This is a genomic window from Pseudonocardia sp. 73-21, assembly GCF_001899645.1.
GTDB lineage: Bacteria > Actinomycetota > Actinomycetes > Mycobacteriales > Pseudonocardiaceae > Pseudonocardia.
Genome location: NZ_MKVV01000111.1, coordinates 123,140 through 149,270 on the forward strand (window position 1 = coordinate 123,140; position 26,131 = coordinate 149,270).

Genomic DNA, 26,131 nt, shown 5'->3' on the forward strand with positions numbered 1-26,131 from the left:
ACGAACCGGTGCGTCGGGGCGTTGAGTAAGCCGTAAGCAGTTGTCTCTGTCGCGGCGGAGCATACGACCGACACGGTGTGGTGAAAGACGCAGTGCCGCTCGCCGTACTCCTGTTCCGGTGAGCGGACGACTACGCGCGGTCAACGTAGCGGGCATCCGCGTGTCGCCTTCCGCCCGGGGGCGTGACCCCGCGCCGAACGCCGCGACGGGCGCGCCGCACGGCCCGTGCCAGACTCGCGTCAGGCCCGTTCCCGAAGCCCTCGAGCAGACCCCTGGAGTGCCGTGGACAGCACGTCCCCACCCGCGTCCGACGGGCACTCGCCCACCCACGTCGCGGAGCTCGTGGCGCGCGCGGCGGCCCGAGTCCCCGATCAGCCCGCGATCGTCGATGTGAGCAGGAAAAACACACTGACGTGGTTCGACCTGGACTCGGCGGTGTCCGCGGAGGCCACGCGCCTGCTCGCGGCGGGCGTCTCGAGGGGTGACCGGGTCGTGGTCCGGCTGGCCAACGGGGCGCCGTTCTGCGTGGCCGTCCTGGGGGCGATGAGGGCGGGTGCGGTGGCCGTTCCGCACGGTCCGATCGCGGTGCCGCGGGAGCTCCGGATCGTGTTCGACGACTGCCGTCCCGCGGTCGTGGTGGCTGCGGAGGGTGACGAAGCCGCGACGGCTGCCGCGGCCGCCGTCGGGGCCGCGGTGATCGCTCCGCCCGACGTCACGACCCGCTCGCAGGCCCCCTCGGCCGAGGCTCCCCCGAGCCACTCCGGAGGTGGGGAGGACATCGCGCTCCTCGTCTACACCTCGGGCACCACGGGGGTGCCCCGCGGCGTCCGGTTGTCGCACCGCGCCGTGCTGGCCAACCGGGAGCAGGCCGGGCAGCTGCGCCCGCCGCTCGTGGCGCCCGTCGACCGGGTGCTGCTCTCCCTGCCGCTGTTCCACGTCTTCGGGCTCGCCGCGGGCTTCCTGCAGGTCTGCTGGGCCGGCGCCACCGTGGTGCTCACCGACCGCTTCGAGCCGGCCCACATCGCGGAGGTCCTCGTCGCGGAGCGGGTGAGCGGCGTCGCCGGGGTGCCGTCGATGTACCGGGCGCTGCTCGACCTCCCGCCCGACGAGCTGCGTGCGGCCATGGCGGGGGTCCGGCTCTGCACCTCCGGCGGGGCTCCGCTGCCGGCGAAGTGGCTGGCCCGGTTCCGGGAGGCGACCGGTCTGTCGATCTTCGAGGGCTACGGCCTGACCGAAGGCGGTCCGGTGATCACCACCAACCCGCTCGACGCCGCCCCGAAGGCCGGCTCCGTGGGCCGGGCGCTGCCGGGTGTGGAGCTGCGGCTGGTGGACACCGAGGGCCGGCCGATCGACACGCCCTCCGAGCCCGACCCCGACGACATCGACGAGGAGGTCTCCGACCCGAGCCAGGACACCGGCCTGGTCGCGTTGCGCGGGCCCAACCTGTTCTCCGGCTACTGGCCCGACGGTGAGGGCGGCCCCGACGCCGACGGCTGGTTCCGCACGGCCGACGTCGGCTTCCTGGACACGGACGGCGACCTGCACCTCGTCGACCGCTCGTCGGACCTCGTGATCGTCAACGGCTTCAACGTCTACCCGCGTGAGGTCGAGCAGGTGCTGCTGGAGATCGACGGCGTCACGGAGGCCGCGGTGGTCGGCGTCGCGGACGACCGCACCGGTGAGGCGGTCAAGGCCGTGCTCGTCGGTTCGCCGGAGCTGACCGAGGACACGGTGCGGGCGCACTGCGCGGTGCGGCTGGCCCGGTTCAAGGTGCCCGCGGTGATCCAGTTCGTGGACGAGCTGCCCCGCACCCCCACGGGCAAGGTCGCCCGCCGGCAGCTGGCGGCGGGCGCATGAGCCACCGGGTCACCATCTACACCCGCGCCGACTGCTCCCTGTGCGTCACGGCCGAGGCCGACGTCGAGCGGATCTGCGACGAGCTGGGCATCGAGTGGACAGCCGTGGACGTCGACGCCGACGGCGAGCTGCGCGCCGAGTACGGCGACCGGGTGCCCGTCATCATGGTGGACGGCCGCGAACACGGATTCTGGCGGGTGGAGGAGCCGCGGCTGCGGAAGGCGCTGGCCTGATCGGCGTCGCTCGGACCGCCGATCGAACCGCAAGCCGCCTCCCGGGCGAACCTTGGCCGTGAGCACGACAGCGGCACCCCCGGAGCCCCCCACCCCGACACCAACGGCGATCCCCCGTGGGTTCGCGGCGCTGATCGGGCTGCTGGCGGTGGGTGCCGCTCTCGCGTTCGGCCACCTCGTCGCGGCCCTGATCTCGCCCGCCTCGTCGCCCTACCTCGCGGTGGGCGACACCGTCATCCGCTTCTCGCCCGAACCTCTCACCGAGTTCGCGAAGGTCACGTTCGGCACCAACGACAAGCCGATCCTGCTCAGCGGCATCGCGGTGGTCATCGCGATCGTCGCGCTGCTGGCGGGGTTGGCGTCGCGGCGCAGCCCGCGGCCGGGCCTGGTCGTGATCGTCGTGCTGGGCGTGCTGGGGTTCGCCGCGGTGGCCATCGCCCCGGTGTTCTCGCCGCTCGACCTCGTCGCCCCGCTGGTGTCCGTCGCGGCCGGCGTGCTGTCGTTCCGCTGGCTGCACTCGCTGGCCCGCCGGGCCTACGCCACCGGGACCGACACCGCCGGCGGCGTCTCGCGCCGCAACGTCCTCATCGGCGGCTCGGTCGCCGTCGGCGTCGGTGCGCTCGCCGCGGGCGGGGGCGGGCTGCTGCTCGGCAACGGCGTCGGCGGCTCGCGCGAGACCGTCACCAAGCAGCTGCAGGCCGCCCGGCTGGTGGAGCGGGCCCCGGCGATCCCGGCGGGCGCCGCGTTCCCCGAGGCGGGCACGCCCACGTTCCTGACGGCCAACCCCGACTTCTACCGGATCGACGTCGCGCTGCGGATCCCGAGCCAGACGGCGTCGGCCTGGTCGATGAAGATCCACGGCATGGTCGACAAGGAGATCACCCTCACCTTCGACGACCTGCTCGCCCGCCCGCTCGTGGAGCGCACGATCACGATGACGTGCGTCTCCAACCCCATCGGCGGCAACCTCATCTCCACCACCAACTTCATCGGCGTGGAGCTGCGCGACATCCTCATGGAGGCGGGCGTCCAGCCCGGGGCCGACCAGCTGTTCAGCACGAGCGTCGACGGCTGGTACACCGGCACCCCCACCGACGTCGTGATGGAGCCGGGCCGAGGTGCGCTGCTGGCCATCGGGATGAACGGCGAGGCGCTGCCCCCGGAACACGGCTTCCCGGTGCGGATGGTGGTGCCCGGCCTGTACGGCTACGTCTCGGCCACCAAGTGGGTCGTCGACCTGGAGGCCACGACGTTCGCGGCGAAGCAGGGGTACTGGCGCGAGCGCTCGTGGGCGGTGAAGGCGCCGATCAAGACGATGTCGCGGATCGACTCGCCGCAGGGCTTCGCACAGGTGCCGGCGGGCAAGGTCACGGTGTCGGGCATCGCGTGGGCGCAGCACACGGGCATCGAGAAGGTCGAGGTCCGCGTGGACGGCGGCGCGTGGCAGGTCGCCGACCTCTCCACCGAGGTCAACATCAACACCTGGCGCATGTGGCGCTCCGACTTCCAGCTGGGCGCGGGCAGTCACACGGTCCAGGTCCGGGCCACGGACAAGACCGGCTACACCCAGACCGAGACGCGGGCCGACCCGATCCCGGACGGTGCGTCCGGATGGCAGGCCACGATCTTCACCGTCAACTAGCCCAACAGACTCACAGCCCACCCGATCGGCTCTCTCGACTGGCCTGACCGGTGGATCTGTGCTGCACGACCGGACGTATAGGCAAGGCTCGTTGCCGAACCGTTACATCCGAAGACTGAACCACTTTCGGCTCAACGTCGAAAGCTCACTGACAGGTCCGGAGCAACCGGGCCTCGCTCTAGGAGGAACACCCGTGCGAAAGATCCAGCGACTGGCCGCCGTCGGTGCCATGGCCGCCCTCACCGTGGCGCTGGCCGCCTGTGGCAGCTCCGAGACCGCGTCCACCGGGACCGCCACCTCGGCGCCCGCCGCCGCCGCCCCCACCTCGGCCGCCGCCGCGAGTGACGGCGTGACCACCAACGCCGACGTCTTCGGCCCGGCCTGCAGCAAGCTCCCGCAGGGCGACGCCCCGGGCTCGCTGAACAACATGGGCCCGAACCCGGTGGCCACCGCCGCGTCGAGCAACCCGCTGCTGACCACGCTGGTCACCGCCGTCGGCAAGGTTCCCGGCCTGGCCGACACGCTCAACTCGCAGAAGGCCATCACCGTCTACGCGCCGTACAACGACGCGTTCGCGGCGGTCCAGAAGTCCATCGGCGACGCGGCGTTCAACGCCCTGCTGGCCAACCCGACCAAGCTCGGCGCCCTGCTCAGCTACCACGTGGTCCCGCAGCGCTACGACGCCGCCGGCCTCGTCGCCGCCGGCAAGACCACCGAGCTCGCGGGTGGTGACGTCACCATCGGTGGCACCGCCACGGCGCCGACGCTGACCGACGGCTCGGGCAACACCGCCTCGGTGCTGTGCGGCAACATCCCCACCTCGAACGCCACCGTGTTCGTGATCGACAAGGTTCTGATGCCGAAGTCCTGATCCAGGGCTGAGTGCGACGTCCGCAGGGGCGGTTCCGGTTCTCCCGGAACCGCCCCTGCGGCGTTCCCGGGCGACGAGCGGGCGTCCGGTCGCGGTCACCGGTACGCCGCTCCGCGAACACGATCCCGTTCAAGATCGCAACTTTGTGCGTGCGTTCACAAGCGGCTACCGTGGAACCCAGTCGCCGTCAAGACCCGGACCCGGGGTATCCGTCCCGGTGTCACGTCCCTCCACGGGGTGTGTGGGCCTTCGGCAAGCATCGAGGACGTCAGCGAGGAGAGACCGTGACCGTGCCGCCGGAGGCGGAACGCGAAGGTGTGGGCGACGTCGCCAGGCTGCGGTCCATCCCCGAGGCCAGCGTCGCCCGGCTCGCGCTCTACCTGCGCACGCTGGGTGAGCTGAGCGAGCAGGGCGCCGAGACGGTGTCCAGCGACGAGCTCGCCGCGGTCACGGGGGTCAACCCGGCCAAGCTGCGCAAGGATCTGTCGTTCATCGGGTCCTACGGCATCCGCGGGGTCGGTTACGAGGTGCGTCCGCTGGTGCACCAGCTGGAGCAGTCGCTGGGGCTCAACCACCGCCAGGCCGTCGCACTCGTCGGGGTCGGCAACCTCGGCCACGCCCTGGCCGGCTACGGCGGCTTCGACGGCCGCGGCTTCCCGGTCACCGCGCTGTTCGACGTGGACCCCGACCTCGTGGGCATCCACATCAACGGCATCCTCGTCGAGCACGTCCGCGAGATCCCGCGCATCGCCGCCGAGCGGGGCGTCACGATCGGCATGATCGCCACGCCCGGTCCGGCCGCGCAGGCCGTCTGCGACCTGCTGGTCTCCGCGGGCGTCCAGTGCATCCTCACGTTCGCGCCGGTGGTGCTGCAGGTGCCCGCCGACGTCGAGGTGCGCAAGGTCGACCTGGCCGTCGAGCTGCAGATCCTCGCGTTCCACGTCGCCCGCCGGAACCTCGACCATCCCGGCGTGACAACGGGCACGACGAACGGGCATGCACTCGTGAACGGGGCGGCCGACAATCGGACCGTCAACGGTTCGGGAGGAATCCACTCATGAGTGTGCTGGTCGTGGGGCTGTCGCACCGCAGCGCTCCCGTCGAGGTGCTCGAGCGGGCGGCCGTCGGTGTCGACGACGTGCCCAAGCTGCTCGACGAGATGCTGCACGGCGTCCACGTGTCCGAGGTCGTGCTGCTCTCCACGTGCAACCGCATCGAGGTCATCGCGGTCGTCGACGCGTTCCACGGCGGGCTCGCCGACGTCTCCGCCGTGCTCTCCCGCCACGCCGGCATGCCGCTCACCGAGCTCACCGAGCACGTCTACGTCCACTACGCGGGCTCGGCCGTGCAGCACCTGTTCGCCGTCGCCTCCGGGCTCGACTCGATGGTCGTCGGCGAGGCCCAGATCCTCGGCCAGCTGCGCACCGCCTACGCCACCGCCGACGAGGCCGGCACGGTCGGCCGCTCCCTGCACGAGCTCGCCCAGCAGGCGCTGCGGGTGGGCAAGAAGGTCCACGCGAGCACCGGCATCGACGGTGCGGGCGCGTCCGTGGTCTCCGAGGCCCTCAATGACGCCGCCCGTTCCCTGGGCGGTGCCCTCGCCGGACGCCGCGCCGTGCTGGTCGGCGCCGGGGCGATGGGAGCGCTCGCGGCCGCGCACCTGCGCCGGGCCGGGGCCGCCGAGATCGTCGTGCTCAACCGCTCGCCCGAGCGGGCCGAGCGCCTCGCCGAGACCACGCTGGGCCACGGCACCCCCGCCCGCGCCGGCACGCTCGACGCCCTGCACGACGCGCTCACCGACGCCGACCTCATGATCGCGTGTACCGGGGCGGTCGGCACCGTCGTGGAGCGTGCGACGGTGGCCGCCGCCGTCGCCCTGCGCGGAGGCCGTCCGCTCGCGGTGTGCGACCTGGGCCTGCCGCGGGACGTCGACCCCGGCGTCGCGACCCTGCCCGGCGTCACCGTCGTCGATCTCGTCGCTCTGCAGCGCCGGCTCGCGGGCGGGGAGCGCGGCGCGGCCGTGGCCACCGCCCAGGAGCTCGTGGCCGAGGAGGCCCAGGCCTACATCGCGGCCCAGCGCTCCGCCGAGGTCACGCCCACCGTCACGGCACTGCGGCGGCGCGCCTCCGACGTGATCGACGCCGAGCTGCTGCGGCTCGGCTCGAGGCTCCCCGACCTGGACGGGCACGTGCGCGACGAGTTCACGCGCAGCATCCGCCGGGTCGTCGACAAGCTGCTCCACACGCCCACCGTGCAGGTCAAGCGCCTCGCCGAGGGCCCGGACGGCGACAGCTACGCCGCTGCCCTGCGAACGCTCTTCGAACTCGACCCGACGGCGCCCGCCGCCGTCGCCCTGCAGCGCAGCGGTGACGTGCTGGCCGCGCTCGAAGCCCGTCCGGAACAGGAGGGGAAGGGATGACGCTCCGCATCGGTACCCGCCCCAGCAAGCTCGCCGTGGCCCAGTCCGGCCTCGTCTCCGAGCGGCTGCGCGCCGCCGGCCACGACGCCGTGCTCGTGGAGGTCGCCACCCCCGGTGACCGCTCCTCGGCGCCCGTCGCCGAGCTCGGCGTGGGCGTGTTCGTCTCGGCCCTGCGCGACGCGCTCGCCGCCGGCGACGTCGACGTGGCCGTGCACTCCTACAAGGACCTGCCCTCCGCGCCCGACCCGCGGTTGGTCATCGCCGCCGTGCCGTCCCGGGAGGATCCGCGCGACGCCCTGGTGGCCCGCGACGGCAAGGTGCTCGGCGAGCTCCCGGTGGGCGCCCGCGTCGGCACCGGCTCGCCGCGTCGCCGTGCCCAGCTCGACGCGCTCGGCCTCGGCCTCGACGTCGTCGCCATCCGCGGCAACGTCGACACCCGCATCGGCAAGGTCACCTCCGGCGAGCTCGACGCCGTCGTCGTGGCGGCGGCCGGCCTGCGCAGGCTCGGCCGCGTCGACGAGGCCACCGAACTGCTCGACCCCGTGCAGATGCTCCCCGCCCCTGCACAGGGCGCGCTCGCCATCGAGTGCCGGATCGCCGACCTCGACCTGGCCCGAACCCTCACCGAGGTGCTCGACGACGAGTACACCCGGGCCGCCGTCGGCGCCGAGCGCGCGCTGCTGGCCGGCCTGGAAGCAGACTGCAGTGCTCCGATCGGGGCGCTGGCCGACGTTGTGTCGGATCTAGACGACGACGGGCGCGTGGTGGATCGCATCTCGCTGCGCGCCGTGGTCGGCACCACCGACGGAGCGCTCCTGCGCGCGTCGGCGACCGGAGACCTGGACGACGCCGAGAAGCTCGGAGCGGCACTCGCCGCCGAGCTGCTCGACATGGGGGGCGACTCGCTTGCGGGCGGGTGGGCCACCGTAGAGAACCGCTGGATCGGGAGTTCCAACCAATGACACGAGCACCATCAACCTCCGGCCGGGTGGCCTTCGTGGGCAGCGGCCCCGGCGACCCCGGCCTCCTCACCGTCCGCGCGCGTGACGCGCTGGCGAACGCCCCTCTGATCATCACCGACGCCGACGTACCCGAGTCGATCCTCGCGCTCGTCGCGGAGGGGGCCGAGGTGCGTCCCGCCGTCGGCCAGCCCGCCGACGTCGCGCGCGACCTGGTCGCCGAGGCCCGCACCGGCCGCACCGTCGTCCGGCTGGTGAGCGGCGACCCGCTCACCGTCGACCCCGTGGTGCAGGAGGCCCTCGCGGTGGCCGGCGCCGAGGTGGCGTTCGACATCGTCCCGGGAGTCCCGGCCGGCACCGCCGTCCCCGCCTACGCGGGGGTGCCGCTGGGCTCGGCGCACGTCGAGGCCGACGTCCGCGCCGGCGTCGACTGGGCGCTGCTCGCCGCGGCCCCCGGCACCCTGGTGCTGCACGCCACGGTGGCGCACCTGACCGAGGTGGTCTCCGGGCTCACCGAGCACGGTGTGCCCGCGCAGACCCCCGTCGCCATCACCTCCAGCGGCACCACCACCTCGCAGAAGACCGTGCAGGCCACGCTGGCCACGCTGGCGTCCGAGGGCTCCGACCTGGACGGGCCGCTGATCCTCACGATCGGCGCCGAGGTCGGGCTGCGCGACGAGCTGTCGTGGTGGGAGTCGCGTGCGCTGTACGGCTGGCGCGTGCTGGTGCCCCGCACCAAGGACCAGGCCGGGGCCATGAGCGAGCGCCTCGCCGTGCACGGCGCGTCCGCCGAGGAGGTGCCCACCATCGCCGTCGAGCCGCCGCGCTCGCCCACGCAGATGGAGCGCGCCGTCAAGGGCCTCGTCGACGGCCGCTACCAGTGGGTCGTGTTCACCTCCACCAACGCCGTGCGTGCGGTGTGGGAGAAGTTCGCCGAGTTCGGCCTCGACGCCCGCGCGTTCTCCGGCGTCAAGATCGCGTGCGTCGGCGCGGCCACGGCCGAGAAGGTGCGCGAGTTCGGCATCAACCCCGAGCTCGTCCCCAACGAGACCGAGCCCGCCGAGACCTCGTCCGAGGGCCTGCTCTCGATCTTCCCGCCCTACGACGACGTGCTCGACCCGGTGGACCGCGTCCTGCTCCCGCGGGCCGACATCGCCACCGAGACCCTCGCCGCCGGCCTGCGTGACCGCGGCTGGGAGATCGACGACGTCACCGCCTACCGCACCGTCCGGGCGGCCCCGCCGCCCGCGCCGATCCGCGAGGCGATCAAGACCGGCGGGTTCGACGCGGTGTGCTTCACCAGCTCCAGCACCGTGCGCAACCTCGTCGGCATCGCGGGCAAGCCGCACGCCCGCACGATCGTCGCGTGCATCGGCCCGCAGACGGCCGAGACGGCGCGCGAGTTCGGCCTGCGGGTGGACGTGCAGCCGGAGGAGGCGAGGGTCCCCGCACTGGTGGACGCCCTGGCCGCCCACGCGGCGCGCCTGCGCGCGGAGGGCGCCCTCCCGCCCCCGCGCAAGGCGAAGGCCCGCCGCCGCTAGATCCCCCACGGCCAGGTTCAGGAAAGCCACTTTGCTGTCGCCACGTGCCAGCAAAGTGGCTTTGCTGTCACTCGGGAGACGCTTGCCGGACGGGGCTACCCTCGGCCTATGGCGTTTCCCACCCACCGGCCCCGTCGGCTGCGGTCCACCCCGGCCCTGCGACGGCTCGTCGCCGAGACCACCCTGCGGCCCCGGCAGCTGATCCTGCCGATGTTCGTCAAGGAGAACGCCACCGAGCCGGCGCCGATCGCGTCGATGCCGGGCGTCGTGCAGCACACCCGCGACTCGCTGCGGAAGGCCGCGGCCGAGGCCGTGGCGGCGGGGGTCGGGGGGCTGATGCTCTTCGGCGTGCCCGAGACCCGTGACGCCACCGGATCGGCCGGCGTCGACCCCGACGGTGTGCTCAACGTCGGGCTGCGCGACCTGCGTTCCGAGGTCGGCGACGCCACGGTGATCATGGCCGACACCTGCCTCGACGAGTTCACCGACCACGGTCACTGCGGCGTGCTGGCCGCGGACGGCTCCGTCGACAACGACGCCACGCTGACCGTGTACGCGCAGATGGCCGTGGCCCAGGCCGACGCCGGCGCCCACCTGCTCGGCCCCAGCGGCATGATGGACGGCCAGGTCGGCGTCATCCGCGACGCCCTCGACGCCGCCGGCCACCTCGACACCGGCATCCTCGCCTACACCGCGAAGTACGCCTCGGCGTTCTTCGGCCCGTTCCGGGAGGCCGTCGACTCGCAGCTCACGGGCGACCGCAAGACCTACCAGCAGGACCCGTCGAACATCCGGGAGTCGCTGCGCGAGCTGGCCCTGGACCTCGACGAGGGCGCCGACATGGTGATGGTCAAGCCGGCCATGAGCTACCTCGACGTGCTGCGCGCCGTGGCCGAGGTGGCCGACGTGCCCGTGGCCGCGTACCAGGTGTCGGGGGAGTACGCGATGGTCGAGGCCGCCGCCGCCAACGGCTGGATCGACCGCGACCGCACGATCCTGGAGACGCTCACCGGGATCCGCCGCGCCGGGGCCGACGTCGTGCTCACCTACTGGGCCACCGAGGTCGCCGCCCGGCTCGACTGATCCAACAGCAGTGTCACGGTTGGACCCTCACTCTGGACACGATCCGTGGTCGGCCATACCTTTCGGCCCATGACGTCGCCTTCGGACCCGCAGTACCCGGGTCAGCCTGGTCAGCAGCCTCCGCCGGGTTACGGCCCACCCCCCGGGTACGGTCCGCCGCCGCAGCAGGGGGGCTACCCCCAGCAGGGTGGCTACCCGCCTCCCGGTTACGGCCAGCAGCCTCCTCCCGGTTACGGGCAGCAGGCTCCTCCCGGGTACGGCCAGGCGCCGCCGCAGGGCTACGGCCAGCCGCCGCAGGAGTACGGCCAGCAGCAGCCCGGCGCCTACCCGCCGCCCGGTTACGGACAGCAGGCCGGCTACGGCGGCCCGGCGCCGATCCCGCCCGGCGCGCCCGGGGTCATCCCGGAGTGGTGGGAGCGCCTGGTCGCCCGCATCATCGACGGCGCCATCCTCGGCATCATCGGCGGCGTCATCGGCTCGATCCTCTCGGGCATCATCATCTCGACCGCCACCTCCGCGACCGGCATCTTCGCCGGCGTCTCCGTCATCTACGTCGTTCTCGGTCTGCTGTACGGTGGCTACGACTTCTTCATGCACTCGCGCAACGGCCAGACCGTCGGCAAGATCGTGATGAAGACCCGGCTCGTGATGGCCGACGGCAGCAAGCCCGACCCGGCCACGCTGGCCAAGCGGGCGCTGCTCTACCCGGGCTGGATCCTGGTCGCGGGCATCGTGCTGTTCATCCCGGTCCTCGGCAGCATCGTGCTGTTCGCGCTGGCGATCTTCTCGCTCGTCGACGCGATCTTCGTCCTGACCGACCAGCCGCTGCGCCGCGCCCTCCACGACAAGTGGACGAACACGATCGTGATCAAGGCCCAGTAGCTAGGTTGGATCCGTGAGTACACCGCAGGACCCCCGGGGTGAGGGTCACCCCGCCTACAACCCCTACGGCCAGACGGGGGGTTACCGGGCGGGCCAGCAGCCGGGGCAGTACGCGTCGAGCCCGTTGCCGGGGCAGGGCTACCAGCATCCCTACCCGGCGCCGGGCCAGACGCCCTACGGCGCCGGCTACGACCCGTACGGCGGGTCGGCCCAGCCGGGGTGGGGGAAGGCCGGGCCGGAGCCCGTGAAACGACCCGGGCTGATGGTGCTGGCCCTGGTGCTGATGGTGCTGGCCGCGCTGCCCTTCCTGGTGGGCGGGGTGGCCGGGCTCGCCACCATCACCGCCGCCGACATCCCGGCCGAGGTGCTGAACGACGCCCGCGTCGTGCAGGCCGGCGGTACGCCCGAACTCATCCTGCAGGCCGTCCAGCTGCTGCTCGGGATCATGATCGTCGTGGCCCTCGTCTACCTGCTGCTGGCCGTCCTGGCGTTCCGTGGGCGCAACTGGGCCCGGATCGTGATCGCCGTGCTGACGGTCGGGTTCGTCCTGCTGCTGGCTGCGGGGCTGGTCAGCGGGGGGACGGCGGGCGGTGTGGTCGGGTTCGTGGCGTTCCTCCTGGTGGCCACCATCGGGGGAGCGGTCATCCTGTTCCTGCCCGATTCGAACCGCTTCTTCTCCCGCCCCCGGTAGCCCCGCCGCAGGCCGGACCGCGGCCCGGCTGTAAGACTGGCCGTGTGCTCGGTACCGAGACCTCTGCTGCCTTCTTCGCCCGCGCGTCGGCCGTCATCCCCGGCGGCGTCAACTCGCCGGTGCGTGCGTTCACCTCGGTGGGGGGCACGCCACGGTTCATGGTGTCGGCCGCCGGTCCCTGGCTGACCGACGCCGACGGGAACCGCTACGTCGACCTCATCAGCTCGTGGGGCCCGATGATCCTGGGCCACGCGCACCCCGCCGTCGTCGACGCCGTGCGCGCCGCCGCGGGGCAGGGGCTGTCCTTCGGCGCGCCGACGCCCGCGGAGATCGAGCTGGCCGAGGAGATCATCGGCCGCGTGGCGCCCGTGGAGCAGGTGCGGCTGGTCAACTCCGGCACCGAGGCCACGATGAGCGCCATCCGGCTGGCCCGCGGCGTCACCGGCCGCACGGGCATCATCAAGTTCGCCGGCTGCTACCACGGCCACGTCGACGCGCTCCTGGCCCAGGCCGGCTCCGGCGTCGCCACGCTGGGCCTGCCCACCAGCCCGGGCGTCACGGGCGCGCAGGCCGCCGACACGATCGTCGTGCCCTACAACGACCTCGACGCCGTACGCGCCGTCTTCGCCGAGCGCGGCAGCGAGATCGCCTGCGTGATCACCGAGGCGGCCGCGGGCAACATGGGCGCCATCGCCCCTGTGGCGGGCTTCAACGCCGGGCTGCGCGACCTCTGCCACTCCCACGGCGCGCTGCTCGTCGTCGACGAGGTGATGACCGGTTTCCGCGTCTCGCCCGCCGGTTGGTTCGGCATCGACGGCGTGGCCGGCGACCTCTACACGTTCGGCAAGGTCATGTCCGGCGGGCTGCCGGCGGCGGCGTTCGGCGGCTCGGTCGAGCTGATGTCCCACCTCGCGCCGGCCGGGCCCGTCTACCAGGCCGGGACGCTGTCGGGGAACCCCGTGGCCGTCGCCGCCGGGCTCGCGACGCTGCGCACCGCGGACGCCGCGGTCTACGCCGCGCTCGACGCCAACTCCGAGCGGCTCGGCCGGATGATCGGCGACGCCCTGAGCGCCGAGGGCGTGCCGCACCGCGTCCAGTACGCCGCCAACATGCTCTCGGTGTTCTTCGCCGAGGAGCAGGTGCGCGACTACGCCGGCGCGCAGGCCGCCGCCACCTGGCGCTTCCCGGCCTTCTTCCACGCGCTCCTGGAACGCGGGGTGTACCCGCCGCCCAGCGCGTTCGAGGCGTGGTTCGTCTCGGCCGCGCTCGACGACGACACGTTCGGCGTGATCGAGGCGGCGCTGCCGTTCGCGGCGAAGGCGGCGGCCACGGCCACGTCTCCGGCGGAGGCGGGCCAGTGAGCACCACCACCGTCGTCCACCTCCTGCGCCACGGCGAGGTCTTCAACCCCGACAAGATCCTCTACGGCCGGCTGCCCGGGTTCCACCTGTCCGACACCGGCCGCGACCAGGCCGAGGTCGTGGCCAAGCACCTCGCCGACGCCGACATCACCGCGGTGGTCGCCTCGCCGCTGCAGCGGGCGCAGGAGACGGCCGCGCCGTCGGCCGCCGCACACGGGCTGGAGATCGTCACCGAGGACCGGCTGATCGAGGCGGGCAACCGGTTCGAGGGCAAGAAGGTGGCCGTCGGCGACGGAGCCCTGCGCAGCCCGGCCAACTGGCCGCTGCTGCGCGACCCGTTCACACCCTCGTGGGGCGAGCCCTACCTGCAGATCGCGCACCGCATGTTCGGCGCCGTGCACCGTGCCCGCATCCTCGCCGAGGGCCACGAGGCGCTGTGCGTGTCGCACCAGCTCCCGATCTGGACGCTGCGCCGGTTCGTCGAGGGCAAGCGGCTGTGGCACGACCCCCGCAAGCGGGAGTGCGCGCTGGCGTCGATCACGTCGCTGGTGTTCACCGACACGGAGCTGACGGGCCTGCGCTACGCCGAGCCCGCCGGGGCGAGCGACCCGACCACCACCGGCGCATGAGACGCCTCGCGCTGCTGCTGGCCGCCCTCGCCCTGCTCGCCGGCTGCTCCACCAGCAAGGACGCGGTCGCCATCGGCGGCACGTTCCAGTTCGTGGCGCCCAACGGCCGGACCGAGATCACCTACGACGACCCGGCCTCCCGCGGCACGGTGGGGGCCCTCTCCGGGCCGAGCCTGCTCAAGACGGGCCAGGACGTGGGCCTCGCCGACTACACCGGCCGCATCGTCGTGATCAACATCTGGGGATCGTGGTGCGGGCCGTGCCGCACCGAGGCCCCCGACCTGGAGTTCGTGCAGCAGCGAACGGCGTCGATCGGCGGCACGGTGCTGGGCATCGACGTCAAGGACGACCGGCAGGCCGCCTCCGACTTCGTCAAGGACCGCGGCCTCACCTACGACTCGATCTTCGACGCGTCGGGCCGCAGCCTGGCCGCCCTGGGTGGCCTGCCCCGCAACGTCGTGCCCCAGACGGTGGTGCTGGACAAGCAGCACCGGGTGGCCGCGGTGTACCTGCAGCCGATCCGCGTGCCGGTGCTGATCCCGCTCATCCAGAAGCTGGCCGCCGAGCCCGCGCCGGCGTCCGGCTGACGATCCACTACAACGTGTAGAACCCGATGCGCGGGGACCACCCGCGCAGGCTTACCCTCATGGGCGATGGATCCCTCGACCACGCTGGCGGTCTCCGGCCCACTGCTGCTCGCCGCGGCCGTGGCCGTGCTGGCGGGCGCGGTCAGCTTCGCGTCGCCGTGCGTGGTGCCGCTGGTCCCGGGCTACCTCGCCTACCTCGCCGGGCTGGTCGGTGCCGACTCGCCGCCCGTCACGGTCTCCGAGGCCGAGCAGGAGCGCAGCGGGAAGTGGCGGGTCGCGGGCGCGGCCGGGCTGTTCGTCGCCGGGTTCACGGTGGTCTTCGGCACGATCCTCGTCGGCGTCGTGTGGCTCTCGGACGCGCTGGTGGACAACGAGGCCGTGCTGCAACGCGTCGGCGGCGTCGTCATGATCGCGATGGGGCTGGCGTTCGTCGGGCTCATCCCGGTGCTGCAGAACGAGCGCCGCGTGCACTGGGTGCCGCGCGCCGGGCTGTGGGGCGCGCCGCTGCTCGGCGCGGTCTTCGGGTTGGGCTGGGTGCCGTGCATCGGCCCGACGCTGGCCGGGGTCGTGGCCGTCGCCGCCGGGACGGGTGGGGGTTCGCTGCGGGGCGTGGTGCTCACCATCGCCTACTGCGCGGGCCTCGGGGTGCCGTTCGTGCTCATCGCCCTCGGCGCCTCGCGAGCCGTGCGGGCGCTGGGCTGGCTGCGCCGCCACACGCGGACGATCCAGATCGGTGGCGGGGTGCTGATGGTCGCGGTCGGGGTACTGCTGCTCACGGGGCTGTGGGGCGGGCTGCTGGCCCAGCTGCAGACCTCGGTGGCGAACTACGTGCCGGTGATCTGATGGCCACCCAGACCCCGACCCGCCCGCACGGAAGCCCCGACTCGCGCGCGCCCAGGGCCCGACTCGCGTGGGTGGTGCTGCGCAACGCGTGGCGCTCGCTCACCTCCATGCGCACCGCGCTGATCCTGCTGTTCCTGCTCGCCGTCGCCGCGCTGCCCGGCGCGCTGCTGCCGCAGCGGTCGCTCAACCAGACGCTGGTGGACTCCTACTTCACCCAGTACCCGTGGCTCGCGCCCACGCTGGACCGGCTCGGGTTCTTCGACGTCTTCGCGTCGCCGTGGTTCGCCGCCATCTACCTGCTGCTGATGATCTCGCTGGTCGGGTGCGTGCTGCCGCGGGCGTGGGAGCACCTGAAGGGTCTCCGGCAGCGGCCGGTCGCGGTGCCCACCAACCTCGCCCGCCTGCCCCACCACGACGAGTTCACCCTCGACATGGACGCCGACGAGGCCGCGACGCGGATCCGCACCCGGCTCAAGGGCTGGCGGCGCACGGAGACCGCCACGACGTTCTCCGCGGAGAAGGGGTACCTGCGCGAGGCCGGCAACCTCGTGTTCCACCTGAGCCTCATCGGGCTGCTGCTCGGGTTCGCCGCGGGCAAGCTCTACGGCTACGAGGGGCAGGTCATCGTCCAGGCCGGCGGCGGGCAGTTCTGCAACACCGGCATCCTGGGCTACGACTCGTTCCGCGCCGGGCTGCGCGTGGACGGCACGAACCTCGACCCGTTCTGCGTCAAGGTCGACTCGTTCACCGCCGACTACCTCGCCAACGGCCAGGCCCAGAGCTTCGACGCGGCCATCGGCTACCAGACCCGGGCCGATCTCGACGCCGGCGTCACCACCTGGCGGCCGTTCCCGCTGGCGGTCAACAACCCGCTGCGCCTCGACGGCAGCCGCGTCTACCTGCAGGGCAACGGCTACGCGCCGCGCTTCACCGTCACGTTCCCGGACGGGCAGAAGCGCACCGGCCAGACCCAGTGGAACACCGTGGACCCCACCACGATGCTGGCCCAGGGCACGCAGAAGTTCGCCCGCCCCGGCGTCACCGACGAGGCCCAGCGCAAGCTCACCGGCCTCGCCATCACCGGCATCTTCGCGCCCACCAGTTCCGGTGGGAAGGTCATCACGTCGGTCTTCCCGGACCTGCGCGATCCCGAGGTGGCCGTCGACGTGCTGCGTGGCGACCTCGGCCTCGACGACGGGCGCGGCCAGTCGATCTTCCAGGTGGACCAGAGCAAGATCGACTCGGGTGCGCTGAAGCGGGTGGCCCGGGTCAACCTGGTGCCCGGCCAGTCCACCACGCTCGACGACGGCACCGTCGTGACGTTCGACGGCGTGCAGCGGTGGGTCAACCTCCAGGTCAGCCACGACCCGGGCCAGGACTACGTGCTGGCGTTCGCGATCCTGCTGCTCCTGGGCCTGTTCTCGTCGCTGACGATCCGGCGTCGGCGGTTCTGGGCGCGGCTCACCCCGATCACCGGGGACGACGGCGTGAAACGTACGGTCGTGGAGATCGGTGGCCTGGCGCGCACCGACCGCGCGGGGTACGGCGAGGAGTTCGACCGCCTCCGGGCGGACCTAGCGAAGAAGGATGACTGACATGGTCCTCACCGACCTCGCCCTCTACAGCGACCGCCTCTACATGGCCGCCGTCGCCGTGTACGTGCTGGCGATGGTGCTGCACGGCGTCGAGTACGCCGCCGAGCGGGCCTCCAAGCAGGTGCTGGTCGGGGCCGGCGGCCCCGACGTCGAGGTGGAGGAGGCTCCGGCCCGGCCCCGCTCCGAGCGCTACGGCCGCATGGCCGTCTCGCTGACGGTGCTCGGCGTCGGCCTGCACCTCGTGTCGATCGTCCTGCGCGGGCTCGCCGCCGAGCGCTGGCCGCTGGGCAACATGTACGAGTTCACCTCGGCCATCACGCTCGCCGCGATGGTCACGTGGATCGTGATGCTGCGCCGCACGCCGTCGATGCGCCCGGTCGGCATGTTCGTGCTGTTCCCGGTGGTCGTGCTGCTGTTCCTGGGCGGCACGGTGCTCTACGCGCCCGCGCAGCCGGTGATGCCCGCGCTGCAGTCGTACTGGCTCGTCATCCACGTCACCACGATCAGCATCGCGTCGGGCCTGCTGCTGGTGCCGGGCGTCGCCAGCCTGCTGTTCCTGCTGCGCCGCTCGGGGAAGCTGCCGGAGTTCGCCGCCAAGCTGCCCTCGGCCGACGTGCTCGACCGGCTCGCCTACCGCGTCACGATCATCGGCTTCCCGCTCTACACGTTCGCCGTCATCGCGGGCGCCATCTGGGCCGAGGCCGCGTGGGGCCGGTTCTGGGGCTGGGACCCCAAGGAGACCGTCGCGTTCGTCGCCTGGGTCGTCTACGCCGCGTACCTGCACGCCCGGGCCACCGCCGGCTGGCGGGCCGAACGGGCCGCCTGGATCAACGTGCTGGGCTTCGCGGTGATGATCTTCAACCTGTTCTTCATCAACATGGTGGTCGCGGGCCTGCACTCCTACGCCGGGCTCCCCGGCTGACGTGACGCCACCCGTCCGCGCCTCGACCCGGCGGGGTCGCGCGACTACCGTCGGCCAAGATGAGCAAGGTGAACGGTCGGCACAACGGGTTCGGCGGGATGTGTAGATGACGGAGCGTGAGTCCGAGGGCGACCGGGAGGACTACCCGGACGGCTCGGTGGGCCGCTACGTGCGCGAGCAGTGGGGGGCCTCGCCCCGGCGGCAGTCGCGGGGCACGCGGCCCTACGTCGGGCCCGTGCAGCCCGCCCCCGAGGCGCCGGAGGAGGACGTGGTCCCCGAGCCCCGCTCGGAGTCCACCGACGCCGGTGCGACGGCCGTGGAGGCCACGGGTCCCGCCCCGGCCGCGGTGCCGCAGGCCTCCCCCACGCGCGGGTTCCCGAGCGTGCCCCCACCCCCGCTGCGGGTCACGCAGCGGCCGGGCGGAACCGGCCCGGTCCCGCCGTTCGCGTCGGTGCCGCCGGCGTCGGCGCCCCCGCCCACCCCACCTGCGCCCTCCCCGTCGTTGCCCGCCCCGCGGTCCCAGGCGGCCCCGCCGCTGCCCGCCGCACCGGTCGACACCCCGCCCCGGGGCACCGCCCGCTGGACCGATCCGGGGGCCGTGGCGGCCCAGGAGGCGCAGCAGGCGCGCAACCCCGGCACGTCCGACCTGTCGTCGGTGCGCCTGCTCAAGCCGGCGAAGCGCCCGCCGCAGTCGGGCTGGCGACGGATGGTCTACGTCCTGTCCGGCCGGATGATCAACCCGGGCGAGAGCCAGGCCGACGTCCACCGCCGCGAGCTCACCGTGCGGGTCAACCAGCCGCTCCTGGGCTGCTACAAGATCGCGATGCTGAGCCTCAAGGGCGGCGTGGGCAAGACCACGGTCACGGCCACGCTGGGCGCCACGTTCTCGTCGCTGCGCGGTGACCGCGTGGTGGCCGTGGACGCCAACCCCGACCGCGGCACGCTGAGCCAGAAGATCCCGCTGGAGACCAGCGCCACCGTGCGCAACCTGCTGCGCGACGCCCAGCGCGTGCGCCGCTACACCGACGTGCGGGCCTACACCTCGCAGGGGCCGTCCCGGCTGGAGGTGCTGGCCAGCGAGCAGGACCCGGCGGTGTCGGAGGCGTTCAGCGAGGACGACTACCGGCGCACGGTCAACCTGCTCGAGCACTTCTACAACATCGTGCTCACCGACTGCGGCACCGGCCTGATGCACTCGGCGATGTACGGCGTGCTCGGGGTGGCCGACCAGTTGATCGTGGTGTCGTCCGGTTCCATCGACGGGGCGCGCAGCGCGTCGGCCACGATGGACTGGCTGGAGGCGCACGGCCACGGTGACCTGGTGTCGAACGCCGTGGCGGTGATCAACTGCGTGCACCGCTCCGCAGGAGGTGTGGACCTCGACCGGGTGGCGGAGCACTTCGAGGCCCGCTGCCGTCAGGTGGTGCGCATCCCCTTCGACGCACACCTCGAGGAGGGCGCGGAGGTGGACCTGGAGCGGCTGGAGCCGGCCACGCGGCTCGCGCTGCTGGAGCTCGCGGCCGCCGTGGCCGACGCCTTCGAAGGGGCGCCGACCGGCTGACGGCCCGCGGGTCGGTCAGGCGAGCGGGGGATCGTCGCGCCGCTTGACCTTCTCGTCGAGCTGACGCAGGAAGTCGGGATCGTCGTCCGGCCCGCTGACCCGCATGCGCGGGGGTGGGGCCTGCGGGCGCCCGACCTGCTGCTGCGGGGTATCCGCGCCGGCGGTGTTCATCGCCCTCCACAGCACCAGGGCGATGACCGCGGCGCCGACGAACGCGATGAGGAACAACATCGGTACCACCTCCACCGTCGAGGCTAGCTGTTCACCGGTGACAAGGAGGTGACGTGTCGGTCATCGCGTCGGTCGGCGTCGCCGAATGGACGTCAGGCGTGCGCGGGAGGAAGCGTGGCCTCGCTGGTGAGGTCGGCCAGCATGCTGCGCACCTCGGACTCGCGGAACCGGCGGTGGCCGCCCGGGGTGCGGATCGAGCCGATCCGGCCGGCGGACGCCCAGCGGGTGACGGTCTTGGGGTCGACGCGGAAGAGCGTGGCCACCTCGCCCGGGGTGAGCAGGCGCTCGGTGCCGCTGTTCTGCGTGGTGACGGTCATGACGACCTCCAGGATGTTGCCGACTGAGTGGCCCCAGCGGGTACCTCAGCTATCCGGGCCATCGTGACACCTCGGACCCCACGTACTCGAACGGTTGTCCGGAGGTAAAGGGCTCCTAAAGGACGAACCGGACAGTCTTCACGGCGGCAACACACGGGTTTCGGGCGGCTCCACCGGGGCGGTCGTAAGGTGGGGACATGACCTCTGACGGGACGCGCGAGCCCGGCCTCGTCGCCACCGTAGCGCTCTACGCGTTCGCACGCCTCGTCCTCGTGGCGATCGTCGCCGGGCTGCTCGCCCTGGCCGGTGTTCCGGTCATCCTCGCGATCCTGATCGGGCTGATCGTGGCGCTGCCGCTGTCGATGGTGCTGTTCAGAGGCTTGCGGACCCGTCTGGACACCGCCATCGCGGTGGCCGGGGAGCGGCGCGGCGCCGAGCGGGAGGCCCTGCGGGCGCGGTTGCGCGGCGACGCGGAGCCCGGTGCGGACGGCTCAGACGACGCTGCCGAGCGCCAGCCCCACAGCGGTCAGGGCTGACCACGCCAGCAGCAGCAGTCCGGTCTGGCCCAGCACGCGGATCAGCGACCGGCCGTCGGCCCCACCCAGCACCCGGCGGGCCTGCACCACGGCCAGGGGTGCCGCGAGTAAAGCGATGAGCAAGGGCCAGCTGCGCAGGCCGCCCAGGGCTGACAGAACGAACGGAACCGTGACCAACGCCACATACAGGCGCCGGGTGTCGGTGGCGCCGAGCACCACGGCGAGGGTGCGCTTGCCGACCACCTCGTCACCCGCGATGTCCCGCAGGTTGTTGGCCACCAGCACGGCGCAGGTGAGCATGCCGACCGCCACCGACGCGGCGATCACCGGCGCGCCGGGTGCGCCGCTCTGCGTCACGGCGGTGCCCAGCACGGCCACCGGGCCGAAGAAGACGAAGACCGCCACCTCGCCGAGCCCCGCGTAGCCGTACGGGCGCTTGCCCCCGGTGTAGAACCAGGCCCCGGCCACGCAGACCACTCCGACCGCGATCCACCACCACTGCCGGCTCAGCGACACGAGCGTGAGGCCGGCGAGGCCGGCGATCGAGAAGCTGACCAGCGCCGCGGTGCGCACGGCCGCGGGCGAGGCCACCTTCGACCCGACGAGCCGCAGCGGGCCGACACGGTCGTCGTCGGTGCCCCGGATGCCGTCGGAGTAGTCGTTGGCGAAGTTGACGCCGATCACCAGCGCCACCGCCACGAGCAGGGCCAGCAGCGCCAGGCCCGGGGCCACCGTCCCGGCCCCGATCGCCGCGCCCGTGCCGACCAGCACGGGGGAGACGGCCGTCGGGAGGGTACGCGGGCGGGCGCCCTCGATCCACTGCGCAGGAGTTGCCACGGTCGAGACGTTATCCGGCGCTGGGGGTGGGGGCCTTCGCGGTCGGCTTCGTGGTGGAGGGTGCGGTGGTGGAGGGTGCGGTGGTGGAGGGTGCGGTGGCCGCGGTCGGTGCCGCGCTGGTGGCCGTCGCCTGCGGCGTGGCTGCGGTCGTCGGGGTGGCGGCGCAGGTCTGGACCTGGCCGGCCTGGGGCACCGCCGCGGCCAGGACGAACTGGCCGAAGCCGATCTGCAGCCACGAGCTGCCGCCCGCGGTCAGCGTGCACTCGACGGGCACCGCAGCGCCCTCGGCGGCGACGCCGACCACCGCGGCGGCGGTGTCGGGGGCGGCGAGCACGTCCACCGGGTCGTTCCCGACGATCTTCGAGAGCCGGACGTCGCCGGTCCACAGGTAGGAGACGGTGACGTAGGAGTTGTCCTTGAGCCCCAGGTCGTCCCAGAACACGCCGTCACCGAGGTCGATGCCGGCCGGGTTCGCCACCTTCCGGTCGTACTGGTCCTTGCCGCCGTTGTAGTTGTCCTTGTAGGCGGCCTGGGCCTGCGGCGTGCCCTGGGGGAGGTCGTTCCAGGACTGGCGCTGCGCGCTGGGGTTCCAGTAGTCGTCCTTGGTGTTCCACGGGCCCACGTCCCACACGGGCGCGAAGGCGCACTTCCCGTTGCCGGCGCAGACCTTCACCGAGTAGTCGCTCTTCCCGTTGGGCGACAGTGCGCGTCGGGAGGGCAGGGCGACGAAGTGGTCGCGGTCGGCGATCACGTGACCGTTCGCGGTGGTGCCGCCGGCGAGGCCCTCCCGCGTGGCGAACACGCGGTAGTTCAGCGCAGCACCGTCGGTGTCCGCGGTGCTCTCGGTCAGGGTCGAGGCGGGCCGGGCGGTGAGGCTCACGGTGCGTACGGAGGGCACGGCCGTGCCCCCACCGGTCAGCACGAGCCGGGCCTGGACCTGCGAGGTCGCCTCGGGGAGCGTCGTCGTGGCCGTTCCGGCCCCGGGGGAGGAGGGGATCCACTCGGTCCAGTTGCCGTTCGCGCGCAGGCCGCGGACGTCGACCGAGGCGGTGCTGCCGGCGGGGACGTCGCCGACCACCGTGCTGTCCACCCGGTCGGTGCGCGCGGGGAGCATCTGCGCCGGCAGCGTGAGCAGGCCGGTGGGCACGCCCTGCCCGCCCTCGGCGAGGCCACCCTGGTCCAGCGGGGCCACGAACGCGCTGGCCTGGTCGAGCCGGGCCGACCCGTCGGTCACCTCCACGCCGCTCGCCTCCCCGGCGCCGAGGTCGACGTCCCAGGTGGCGACGGCGGCCGGTGCTCCGGTGGCGGCGGCGGCCGGTGTGACCGCCGCGGCTGTGAGTGCGGCCGCGACCGTGAACAGTGCCGCGCTGCGCAGCCTCATCCGCATGCTGTGGTTCTCCCCGTGTGACTGTTGGGACAGGAGTGCTGTCCCGGGGCGCAGCACACCCGATGAGGCTGTAGCGGTCAATCAACGCAGAGTGATCACACCCAACGTGTACGGCCCCGCGTCACCCGGAAGAATGCAGATCGTCGCCACCTCTGGTCACGAGCTGTGTGACGGCGGAGCGATCGGGTTTGCCGATCCCGCGCACCGGGATCTCGGCGACCTCCAGCATCCGCCGCGGCACGGCCGCGCGGCCGAGCTCGGCGCGGACAGCGGCACGGAGCGGTTCCGCCCAGCCGCCGTCGGTCCCGTCGCGGACGACCACCGCGGCCACGGCCTGTCCCCACTCGGGATCGGGCACCCCGACGACGCACGTCGCCCGCACGCCCGGCTGGGCCGCCAGCACCCGCTCCACGGCGGCCGGGGCGATCTTCTCGCCGCCCGTGATGATCACGTCGTCGGCGCGGCCGAGGATCTCCAGCCGCCCGTCGGCCCACCGGCCGAGGTCGCCCGTCCGGAACCGCCCGTCGGCGAAGGCCGCGGCGGTCTCGTCCGGGCGGCCGAGGTAGCCCCCGGCGAGCGTCGGGCCGCCGAGCAGGACGCGACCGTCGGGATCGAGGTCGACCACCACCCCGTCGAGCGGCACCCCGTCGTAGACGCAGCCACCGCACGTCTCGCTCATCCCGTAGGTCGTGACGATCCGCGCCCCGGCCTCGACGGCCCGCGCCCGCAGCCCGGCCTCCAGCGCGGCCCCGCCGACCAGCACCGCGTCGAAGCCGCGCAGGGCGTCGAGCGCGGGGCCGTCGCCGTCGAGGACGCGGAGCAGCTGGGTGGGCACGAGGCTGGTGTACCGGCGACCGTCCCCGAGCTCGGCGCACGCGGCGGCGAAGTCGTCGGGGCGGAAGCCGGCGTGCAGGTCCTGCACCACGGGTGGGGCGCCGGCCAGCAGGGCGCGGGCGATCACGTTGATGCCGGCCACGTGCTCGGCCGGCAGGGCCAGCAGCCACCGGGCGGGGCCGCCGAGCCGGGCGGCGGTGGCGGCGGCGGACGCCCTGATCGCCGCCGCGGAGAGTCCCACCAGCTTGGGCTCGCCCGTGGAGCCGGAGGTGGCGATCACCACCGCCGTCCCGGGCCCGGCGGCGACGTCCGGCTCCGGCGCGTCCGGGCCGAGCGGGAGGACGGCCGGCCCGCCGTCGAGGGCATCGGCGAGCGCGGAGCCGAGTGCCGCGACCCGCTCGGGTGATCCGTCGACGCGGACGGCGACTGTTGGTGTCACGGCGTCATTCAACCCCCCGACGCCGTGACCCACCCGCTCGTCGAACCCGTCCGCGCCTGCGTTTCGCGGCCGCCCGCAGTTCACCGACTCCGACGAAGCACCGGTGACGGTCAGTAGTGCCAGGGGTAGGCGTCCCAGTCGGGGGTGCGCTTCTGCAGGAACGCGTCCCGGCCCTCGACGGCCTCGTCGGTCATGTAGGCCAGCCGCGTGGCCTCGCCGGCGAACAACTGCTGGCCGACCAGCCCGTCGTCGGTGAGGTTGAAGGCGTACTTCAGCATCCGCTGGGCCGTCGGGGACTTGCCGTTGATCTCCTTCGCCCACTGCAGGGCGACCTTCTCCAGCTCGGCGTGCGGCACCACCTCGTTCACCGCGCCCATGTGGTGCATCTGCTCGGCGGTGTAGGTGCGGCCGAGGAAGAAGATCTCGCGGGCGAACTTCTGGCCCACCTGTTTGGCCAGGTAGGCGGAGCCGTAGCCGCCGTCGAAGGAGCCCACGTCGGCGTCGGTCTGCTTGAACCGGGCGTGCTCGGCGCTGGCCAGGGTCAGGTCCGACACGGCGTGCAGCGAGTGGCCGCCGCCCGCAGCCCACCCGGGGACGACGCAGATGACGACCTTCGGCATGAACCGGATCAGGCGCTGGCACTCGAGGATGTGCAGCCGGCCCGAGCGCGCGGGGTCGACGGTCTCGGCGGTGTCGCCCGACGCGTACTGGTAGCCGGTGCGGCCGCGGATGCGCTGGTCGCCGCCCGAGCAGAACGCCCAGCCGCCGTCCCGCGGGGACGGGCCGTTGCCGGTGAGCAGCACGCAGCCGACGTCGGAGGTCTGGCGGGCGTGGTCGAGCGCGCGGTAGAGCTCGTCGACCGTGCCCGGACGGAACGCGTTGCGCACCTCCGGCCGGTCGAACGCGATGCGCACGGCGCCGGTCTCGACGGCGCGGTGGTAGGTGATGTCTGCGAAGTCGAACCCCGGCACCTCCCGCCACGCCGCAGGATCGAACAGTTCCGAAACGGTCTCAGCCACCGTCGGAGGCTAGTTGGTGGGGCGTTCCGGCGTGACGAGCAGGCCGTCGACGCCACCCGGGCCGACGCGCCCCTTGACCTCGGTGCTGGTGATGGCCTTGAGCCGCCACCCGTCGGCGGCCTCGTCGCCCCGGAGCTTCTCCGGTTCGTCGGCCGAGAGCTTCCCGCCGATCATGGATTCACGCAGCTGGAGGACCCGGTACTCGTATCGCGCCATGCCACCCACCCTGCCAGTCTGACCGCATGAAGGTGTGGATCACGGCGGTCGTGGCGGCGGTACCCGGGTCGGTCCTGGCCGGGTTCGGCCTGATCCATCCCGCGTTCCTCGACGAGACCACGGCGATGATGTGGTGGCAGCTGCACATCCCGCTCATCCCGCTCTTCCCGTTGCTCGCCGGCGCCATGTGGCTGGTGCTGCGGGGCGTGCGCGGCGGTCTCCCGGGCGCGCTCGCATGGGTCGCCCGGATCGGCGCCTACCTGTTCGCGTGCCTCTACACCGCGCTCGACACGATCTCGGGGATCAGCGCGGGCATCGTCACGGAGCGGCTCGGCGGCAGCCAGGCCGTGCTCGACCTGTTCGCGGTGGGCGACGAGCTCGGCCACATCGGCGTGTGGTGTCTCGCGACCTCCACCGTGCTGGCCGCGGCGGCCCTGTTCCCCCGCGACGGGCTGCGGGTCCTGCCGGGCACAGTGGTGCTGCTGGTCTCGGCGTGGGCGTTCTACCGCTTCCACATCTTCCATCCCTACGGCGCGCTGGCGATGCTCGGCTACGCCGTCGGCTTCGCGCTGCTCGCCGCGGCTCGCCGCCCGGTGCCCGCCGAGCGGGAGCCGGTCCCCGCGGGCTGATCCCTGGCAG

At 73.1% G+C, this 26,131-nt stretch carries 27 protein-coding genes; 20 read left to right on the forward strand and 7 right to left on the reverse strand.

Going from position 1 to position 26,131, the window contains the following annotated elements; translation table 11 throughout:
* Window positions 1-282: 282 nt before the first annotated feature.
* The 18 genes from BGP03_RS35400 (at window position 283) to BGP03_RS35485 (ending at window position 19,676) form a co-directional block, all read left to right on the forward strand.
* Window positions 283-1,857 (forward strand): AMP-binding protein, encoded by a 1,575-nt coding sequence (locus BGP03_RS35400; protein WP_298801008.1) that lies wholly within the window; start codon window positions 283-285, stop codon window positions 1,855-1,857.
* Complete coding sequence (locus tag BGP03_RS35405; RefSeq protein ID WP_298801007.1) at window positions 1,854-2,090, forward strand: glutaredoxin family protein; 237 nt, start codon at window positions 1,854-1,856, stop codon at window positions 2,088-2,090. Before BGP03_RS35400 ends, BGP03_RS35405 begins: the two co-directional genes overlap by 4 nt.
* A gap of 58 nt (window positions 2,091-2,148) precedes the next feature.
* Window positions 2,149-3,732: a molybdopterin-dependent oxidoreductase gene (locus BGP03_RS35410; RefSeq protein WP_296373160.1), complete on the forward strand. Its 1,584-nt coding sequence runs from the start codon at window positions 2,149-2,151 to the stop codon at window positions 3,730-3,732.
* 193 nt (window positions 3,733-3,925) lie between these two features.
* On the forward strand, window positions 3,926-4,603 hold the full coding sequence (locus BGP03_RS35415) for a fasciclin domain-containing protein (protein ID WP_296373161.1): 678 nt from the start codon (window positions 3,926-3,928) through the stop codon (window positions 4,601-4,603).
* 284 nt (window positions 4,604-4,887) lie between these two features.
* Window positions 4,888-5,664 carry a redox-sensing transcriptional repressor Rex gene (locus BGP03_RS35420; protein WP_296373163.1) on the forward strand — a complete coding sequence of 259 codons (777 nt, stop codon included), beginning with the start codon at window positions 4,888-4,890 and terminating at the stop codon, window positions 5,662-5,664.
* A complete protein-coding gene (locus tag BGP03_RS35425) occupies window positions 5,661-7,022 on the forward strand; it encodes a glutamyl-tRNA reductase (protein WP_296373165.1) in 1,362 nt (453 codons plus the stop codon). Before BGP03_RS35420 ends, BGP03_RS35425 begins: the two co-directional genes overlap by 4 nt.
* The gene (hemC, locus tag BGP03_RS35430) at window positions 7,019-7,984 is read left to right on the forward strand and encodes a hydroxymethylbilane synthase (RefSeq protein WP_296373167.1); all 966 of its coding nucleotides are present in this window, start codon (window positions 7,019-7,021) and stop codon (window positions 7,982-7,984) included. Before BGP03_RS35425 ends, hemC begins: the two co-directional genes overlap by 4 nt.
* A complete protein-coding gene (locus BGP03_RS35435) occupies window positions 7,981-9,522 on the forward strand; it encodes a bifunctional uroporphyrinogen-III C-methyltransferase/uroporphyrinogen-III synthase (RefSeq protein ID WP_296373169.1) in 1,542 nt (513 codons plus the stop codon). The genes hemC and BGP03_RS35435 overlap by 4 nt, the downstream gene beginning before the upstream one ends.
* A gap of 108 nt (window positions 9,523-9,630) precedes the next feature.
* Entirely contained in the window at window positions 9,631-10,605 is a 975-nt protein-coding gene (gene hemB, locus BGP03_RS35440) for a porphobilinogen synthase (RefSeq protein WP_296373171.1), read from the forward strand.
* 69 nt (window positions 10,606-10,674) lie between these two features.
* Window positions 10,675-11,487: an RDD family protein gene (locus BGP03_RS35445; RefSeq protein WP_296373173.1), complete on the forward strand. Its 813-nt coding sequence runs from the start codon at window positions 10,675-10,677 to the stop codon at window positions 11,485-11,487.
* A gap of 13 nt (window positions 11,488-11,500) precedes the next feature.
* Window positions 11,501-12,178 (forward strand): hypothetical protein, encoded by a 678-nt coding sequence (locus BGP03_RS35450; protein WP_298801006.1) that lies wholly within the window; start codon window positions 11,501-11,503, stop codon window positions 12,176-12,178.
* Between the two features lie 44 nt (window positions 12,179-12,222).
* Window positions 12,223-13,539: a glutamate-1-semialdehyde 2,1-aminomutase gene (hemL, locus tag BGP03_RS35455; RefSeq protein ID WP_298801005.1), complete on the forward strand. Its 1,317-nt coding sequence runs from the start codon at window positions 12,223-12,225 to the stop codon at window positions 13,537-13,539.
* Entirely contained in the window at window positions 13,536-14,168 is a 633-nt protein-coding gene (locus BGP03_RS35460; RefSeq protein ID WP_296373179.1) for a histidine phosphatase family protein, read from the forward strand. The genes hemL and BGP03_RS35460 overlap by 4 nt, the downstream gene beginning before the upstream one ends.
* Window positions 14,165-14,755, forward strand: coding sequence for a TlpA disulfide reductase family protein (locus BGP03_RS35465; RefSeq protein WP_298801004.1), 591 nt, complete (start codon window positions 14,165-14,167; stop codon window positions 14,753-14,755). Before BGP03_RS35460 ends, BGP03_RS35465 begins: the two co-directional genes overlap by 4 nt.
* 66 nt (window positions 14,756-14,821) lie before the next feature.
* Window positions 14,822-15,598 carry a cytochrome c biogenesis CcdA family protein gene (locus BGP03_RS35470; protein ID WP_296373183.1) on the forward strand — a complete coding sequence of 259 codons (777 nt, stop codon included), beginning with the start codon at window positions 14,822-14,824 and terminating at the stop codon, window positions 15,596-15,598.
* Between the two features lie 107 nt (window positions 15,599-15,705).
* Complete coding sequence (locus tag BGP03_RS35475) at window positions 15,706-17,193, forward strand: cytochrome c biogenesis protein ResB (RefSeq protein ID WP_298801063.1); 1,488 nt, start codon at window positions 15,706-15,708, stop codon at window positions 17,191-17,193.
* A gap of 1 nt (window position 17,194) precedes the next feature.
* Window positions 17,195-18,115 (forward strand): c-type cytochrome biogenesis protein CcsB, encoded by a 921-nt coding sequence (gene ccsB / locus BGP03_RS35480; RefSeq protein WP_296373238.1) that lies wholly within the window; start codon window positions 17,195-17,197, stop codon window positions 18,113-18,115.
* A 106-nt stretch (window positions 18,116-18,221) separates the two neighbouring features.
* Window positions 18,222-19,676 (forward strand): MinD/ParA family protein, encoded by a 1,455-nt coding sequence (locus BGP03_RS35485; protein WP_298801003.1) that lies wholly within the window; start codon window positions 18,222-18,224, stop codon window positions 19,674-19,676.
* Between the two features lie 15 nt (window positions 19,677-19,691).
* On the opposite strand, the gene BGP03_RS35490 is transcribed toward BGP03_RS35485, so the two are convergent.
* Together BGP03_RS35490 and BGP03_RS35495 are read right to left on the reverse strand one after the other, a co-directional pair.
* Window positions 19,692-19,907, reverse strand: coding sequence for a hypothetical protein (locus tag BGP03_RS35490; protein ID WP_296373187.1), 216 nt, complete (start codon window positions 19,905-19,907; stop codon window positions 19,692-19,694).
* 92 nt (window positions 19,908-19,999) lie between these two features.
* The gene (locus BGP03_RS35495) at window positions 20,000-20,224 is read right to left on the reverse strand and encodes a BldC family transcriptional regulator (RefSeq protein WP_296373189.1); all 225 of its coding nucleotides are present in this window, start codon (window positions 20,222-20,224) and stop codon (window positions 20,000-20,002) included.
* 197 nt (window positions 20,225-20,421) lie between these two features.
* Between BGP03_RS35495 and BGP03_RS35500 the strand changes: the two genes are divergently transcribed.
* Window positions 20,422-20,760, forward strand: coding sequence for a DUF4229 domain-containing protein (locus tag BGP03_RS35500; protein WP_298801002.1), 339 nt, complete (start codon window positions 20,422-20,424; stop codon window positions 20,758-20,760).
* Here the strand turns inward: BGP03_RS35500 and BGP03_RS35505 are convergent.
* From BGP03_RS35505 to BGP03_RS35525, 5 genes are all read right to left on the reverse strand, one after another.
* A complete protein-coding gene (locus BGP03_RS35505) occupies window positions 20,716-21,597 on the reverse strand; it encodes a 1,4-dihydroxy-2-naphthoate polyprenyltransferase (protein WP_296373192.1) in 882 nt (293 codons plus the stop codon). The two genes, BGP03_RS35500 and BGP03_RS35505, sit on opposite strands and share 45 nt — an antisense overlap.
* A gap of 10 nt (window positions 21,598-21,607) precedes the next feature.
* Window positions 21,608-22,978 (reverse strand): hypothetical protein, encoded by a 1,371-nt coding sequence (locus BGP03_RS35510; protein WP_298801001.1) that lies wholly within the window; start codon window positions 22,976-22,978, stop codon window positions 21,608-21,610.
* A 127-nt stretch (window positions 22,979-23,105) separates the two neighbouring features.
* Complete coding sequence (menE, locus tag BGP03_RS35515) at window positions 23,106-24,257, reverse strand: o-succinylbenzoate--CoA ligase (protein ID WP_298801000.1); 1,152 nt, start codon at window positions 24,255-24,257, stop codon at window positions 23,106-23,108.
* Window positions 24,258-24,367: 110 nt separating this feature from the next.
* Window positions 24,368-25,276 carry a 1,4-dihydroxy-2-naphthoyl-CoA synthase gene (locus BGP03_RS35520; RefSeq protein WP_296373198.1) on the reverse strand — a complete coding sequence of 303 codons (909 nt, stop codon included), beginning with the start codon at window positions 25,274-25,276 and terminating at the stop codon, window positions 24,368-24,370.
* A gap of 9 nt (window positions 25,277-25,285) precedes the next feature.
* Complete coding sequence (locus tag BGP03_RS35525) at window positions 25,286-25,492, reverse strand: DUF4177 domain-containing protein (RefSeq protein ID WP_298800998.1); 207 nt, start codon at window positions 25,490-25,492, stop codon at window positions 25,286-25,288.
* Window positions 25,493-25,518: 26 nt separating this feature from the next.
* On the opposite strand from BGP03_RS35525, the gene BGP03_RS35530 reads away from it, so the two are divergent.
* Entirely contained in the window at window positions 25,519-26,121 is a 603-nt protein-coding gene (locus BGP03_RS35530) for a hypothetical protein (protein WP_296373201.1), read from the forward strand.
* The last annotated feature ends 10 nt before the right edge of the window (window positions 26,122-26,131 follow it).

Coding starts and splice junctions, on each gene's coding strand:
- hemB (WP_296373171.1), top strand. CDS start 9,631: ATGGCGTTTCCCACCCACCGGCCCCGTCGGCTGCGGTCCACCCCGGCC.
- BGP03_RS35435 (WP_296373169.1), top strand. CDS start 7,981: ATGACACGAGCACCATCAACCTCCGGCCGGGTGGCCTTCGTGGGCAGC.
- ccsB (WP_296373238.1), top strand. CDS start 17,195: ATGGTCCTCACCGACCTCGCCCTCTACAGCGACCGCCTCTACATGGCC.
- hemC (WP_296373167.1), top strand. CDS start 7,019: ATGACGCTCCGCATCGGTACCCGCCCCAGCAAGCTCGCCGTGGCCCAG.
- BGP03_RS35490 (WP_296373187.1), bottom strand. CDS start 19,907: ATGTTGTTCCTCATCGCGTTCGTCGGCGCCGCGGTCATCGCCCTGGTG.
- BGP03_RS35525 (WP_298800998.1), bottom strand. CDS start 25,492: ATGGCGCGATACGAGTACCGGGTCCTCCAGCTGCGTGAATCCATGATC.
- BGP03_RS35495 (WP_296373189.1), bottom strand. CDS start 20,224: ATGACCGTCACCACGCAGAACAGCGGCACCGAGCGCCTGCTCACCCCG.
- BGP03_RS35500 (WP_298801002.1), top strand. CDS start 20,422: ATGACCTCTGACGGGACGCGCGAGCCCGGCCTCGTCGCCACCGTAGCG.
- BGP03_RS35445 (WP_296373173.1), top strand. CDS start 10,675: ATGACGTCGCCTTCGGACCCGCAGTACCCGGGTCAGCCTGGTCAGCAG.
- BGP03_RS35470 (WP_296373183.1), top strand. CDS start 14,822: ATGGATCCCTCGACCACGCTGGCGGTCTCCGGCCCACTGCTGCTCGCC.
- BGP03_RS35425 (WP_296373165.1), top strand. CDS start 5,661: ATGAGTGTGCTGGTCGTGGGGCTGTCGCACCGCAGCGCTCCCGTCGAG.
- BGP03_RS35475 (WP_298801063.1), top strand. CDS start 15,706: ATGCGCACCGCGCTGATCCTGCTGTTCCTGCTCGCCGTCGCCGCGCTG.
- BGP03_RS35405 (WP_298801007.1), top strand. CDS start 1,854: ATGAGCCACCGGGTCACCATCTACACCCGCGCCGACTGCTCCCTGTGC.
- BGP03_RS35510 (WP_298801001.1), bottom strand. CDS start 22,978: ATGAGGCTGCGCAGCGCGGCACTGTTCACGGTCGCGGCCGCACTCACA.
- BGP03_RS35465 (WP_298801004.1), top strand. CDS start 14,165: ATGAGACGCCTCGCGCTGCTGCTGGCCGCCCTCGCCCTGCTCGCCGGC.
- BGP03_RS35530 (WP_296373201.1), top strand. CDS start 25,519: ATGAAGGTGTGGATCACGGCGGTCGTGGCGGCGGTACCCGGGTCGGTC.
- BGP03_RS35485 (WP_298801003.1), top strand. CDS start 18,222: ATGACGGAGCGTGAGTCCGAGGGCGACCGGGAGGACTACCCGGACGGC.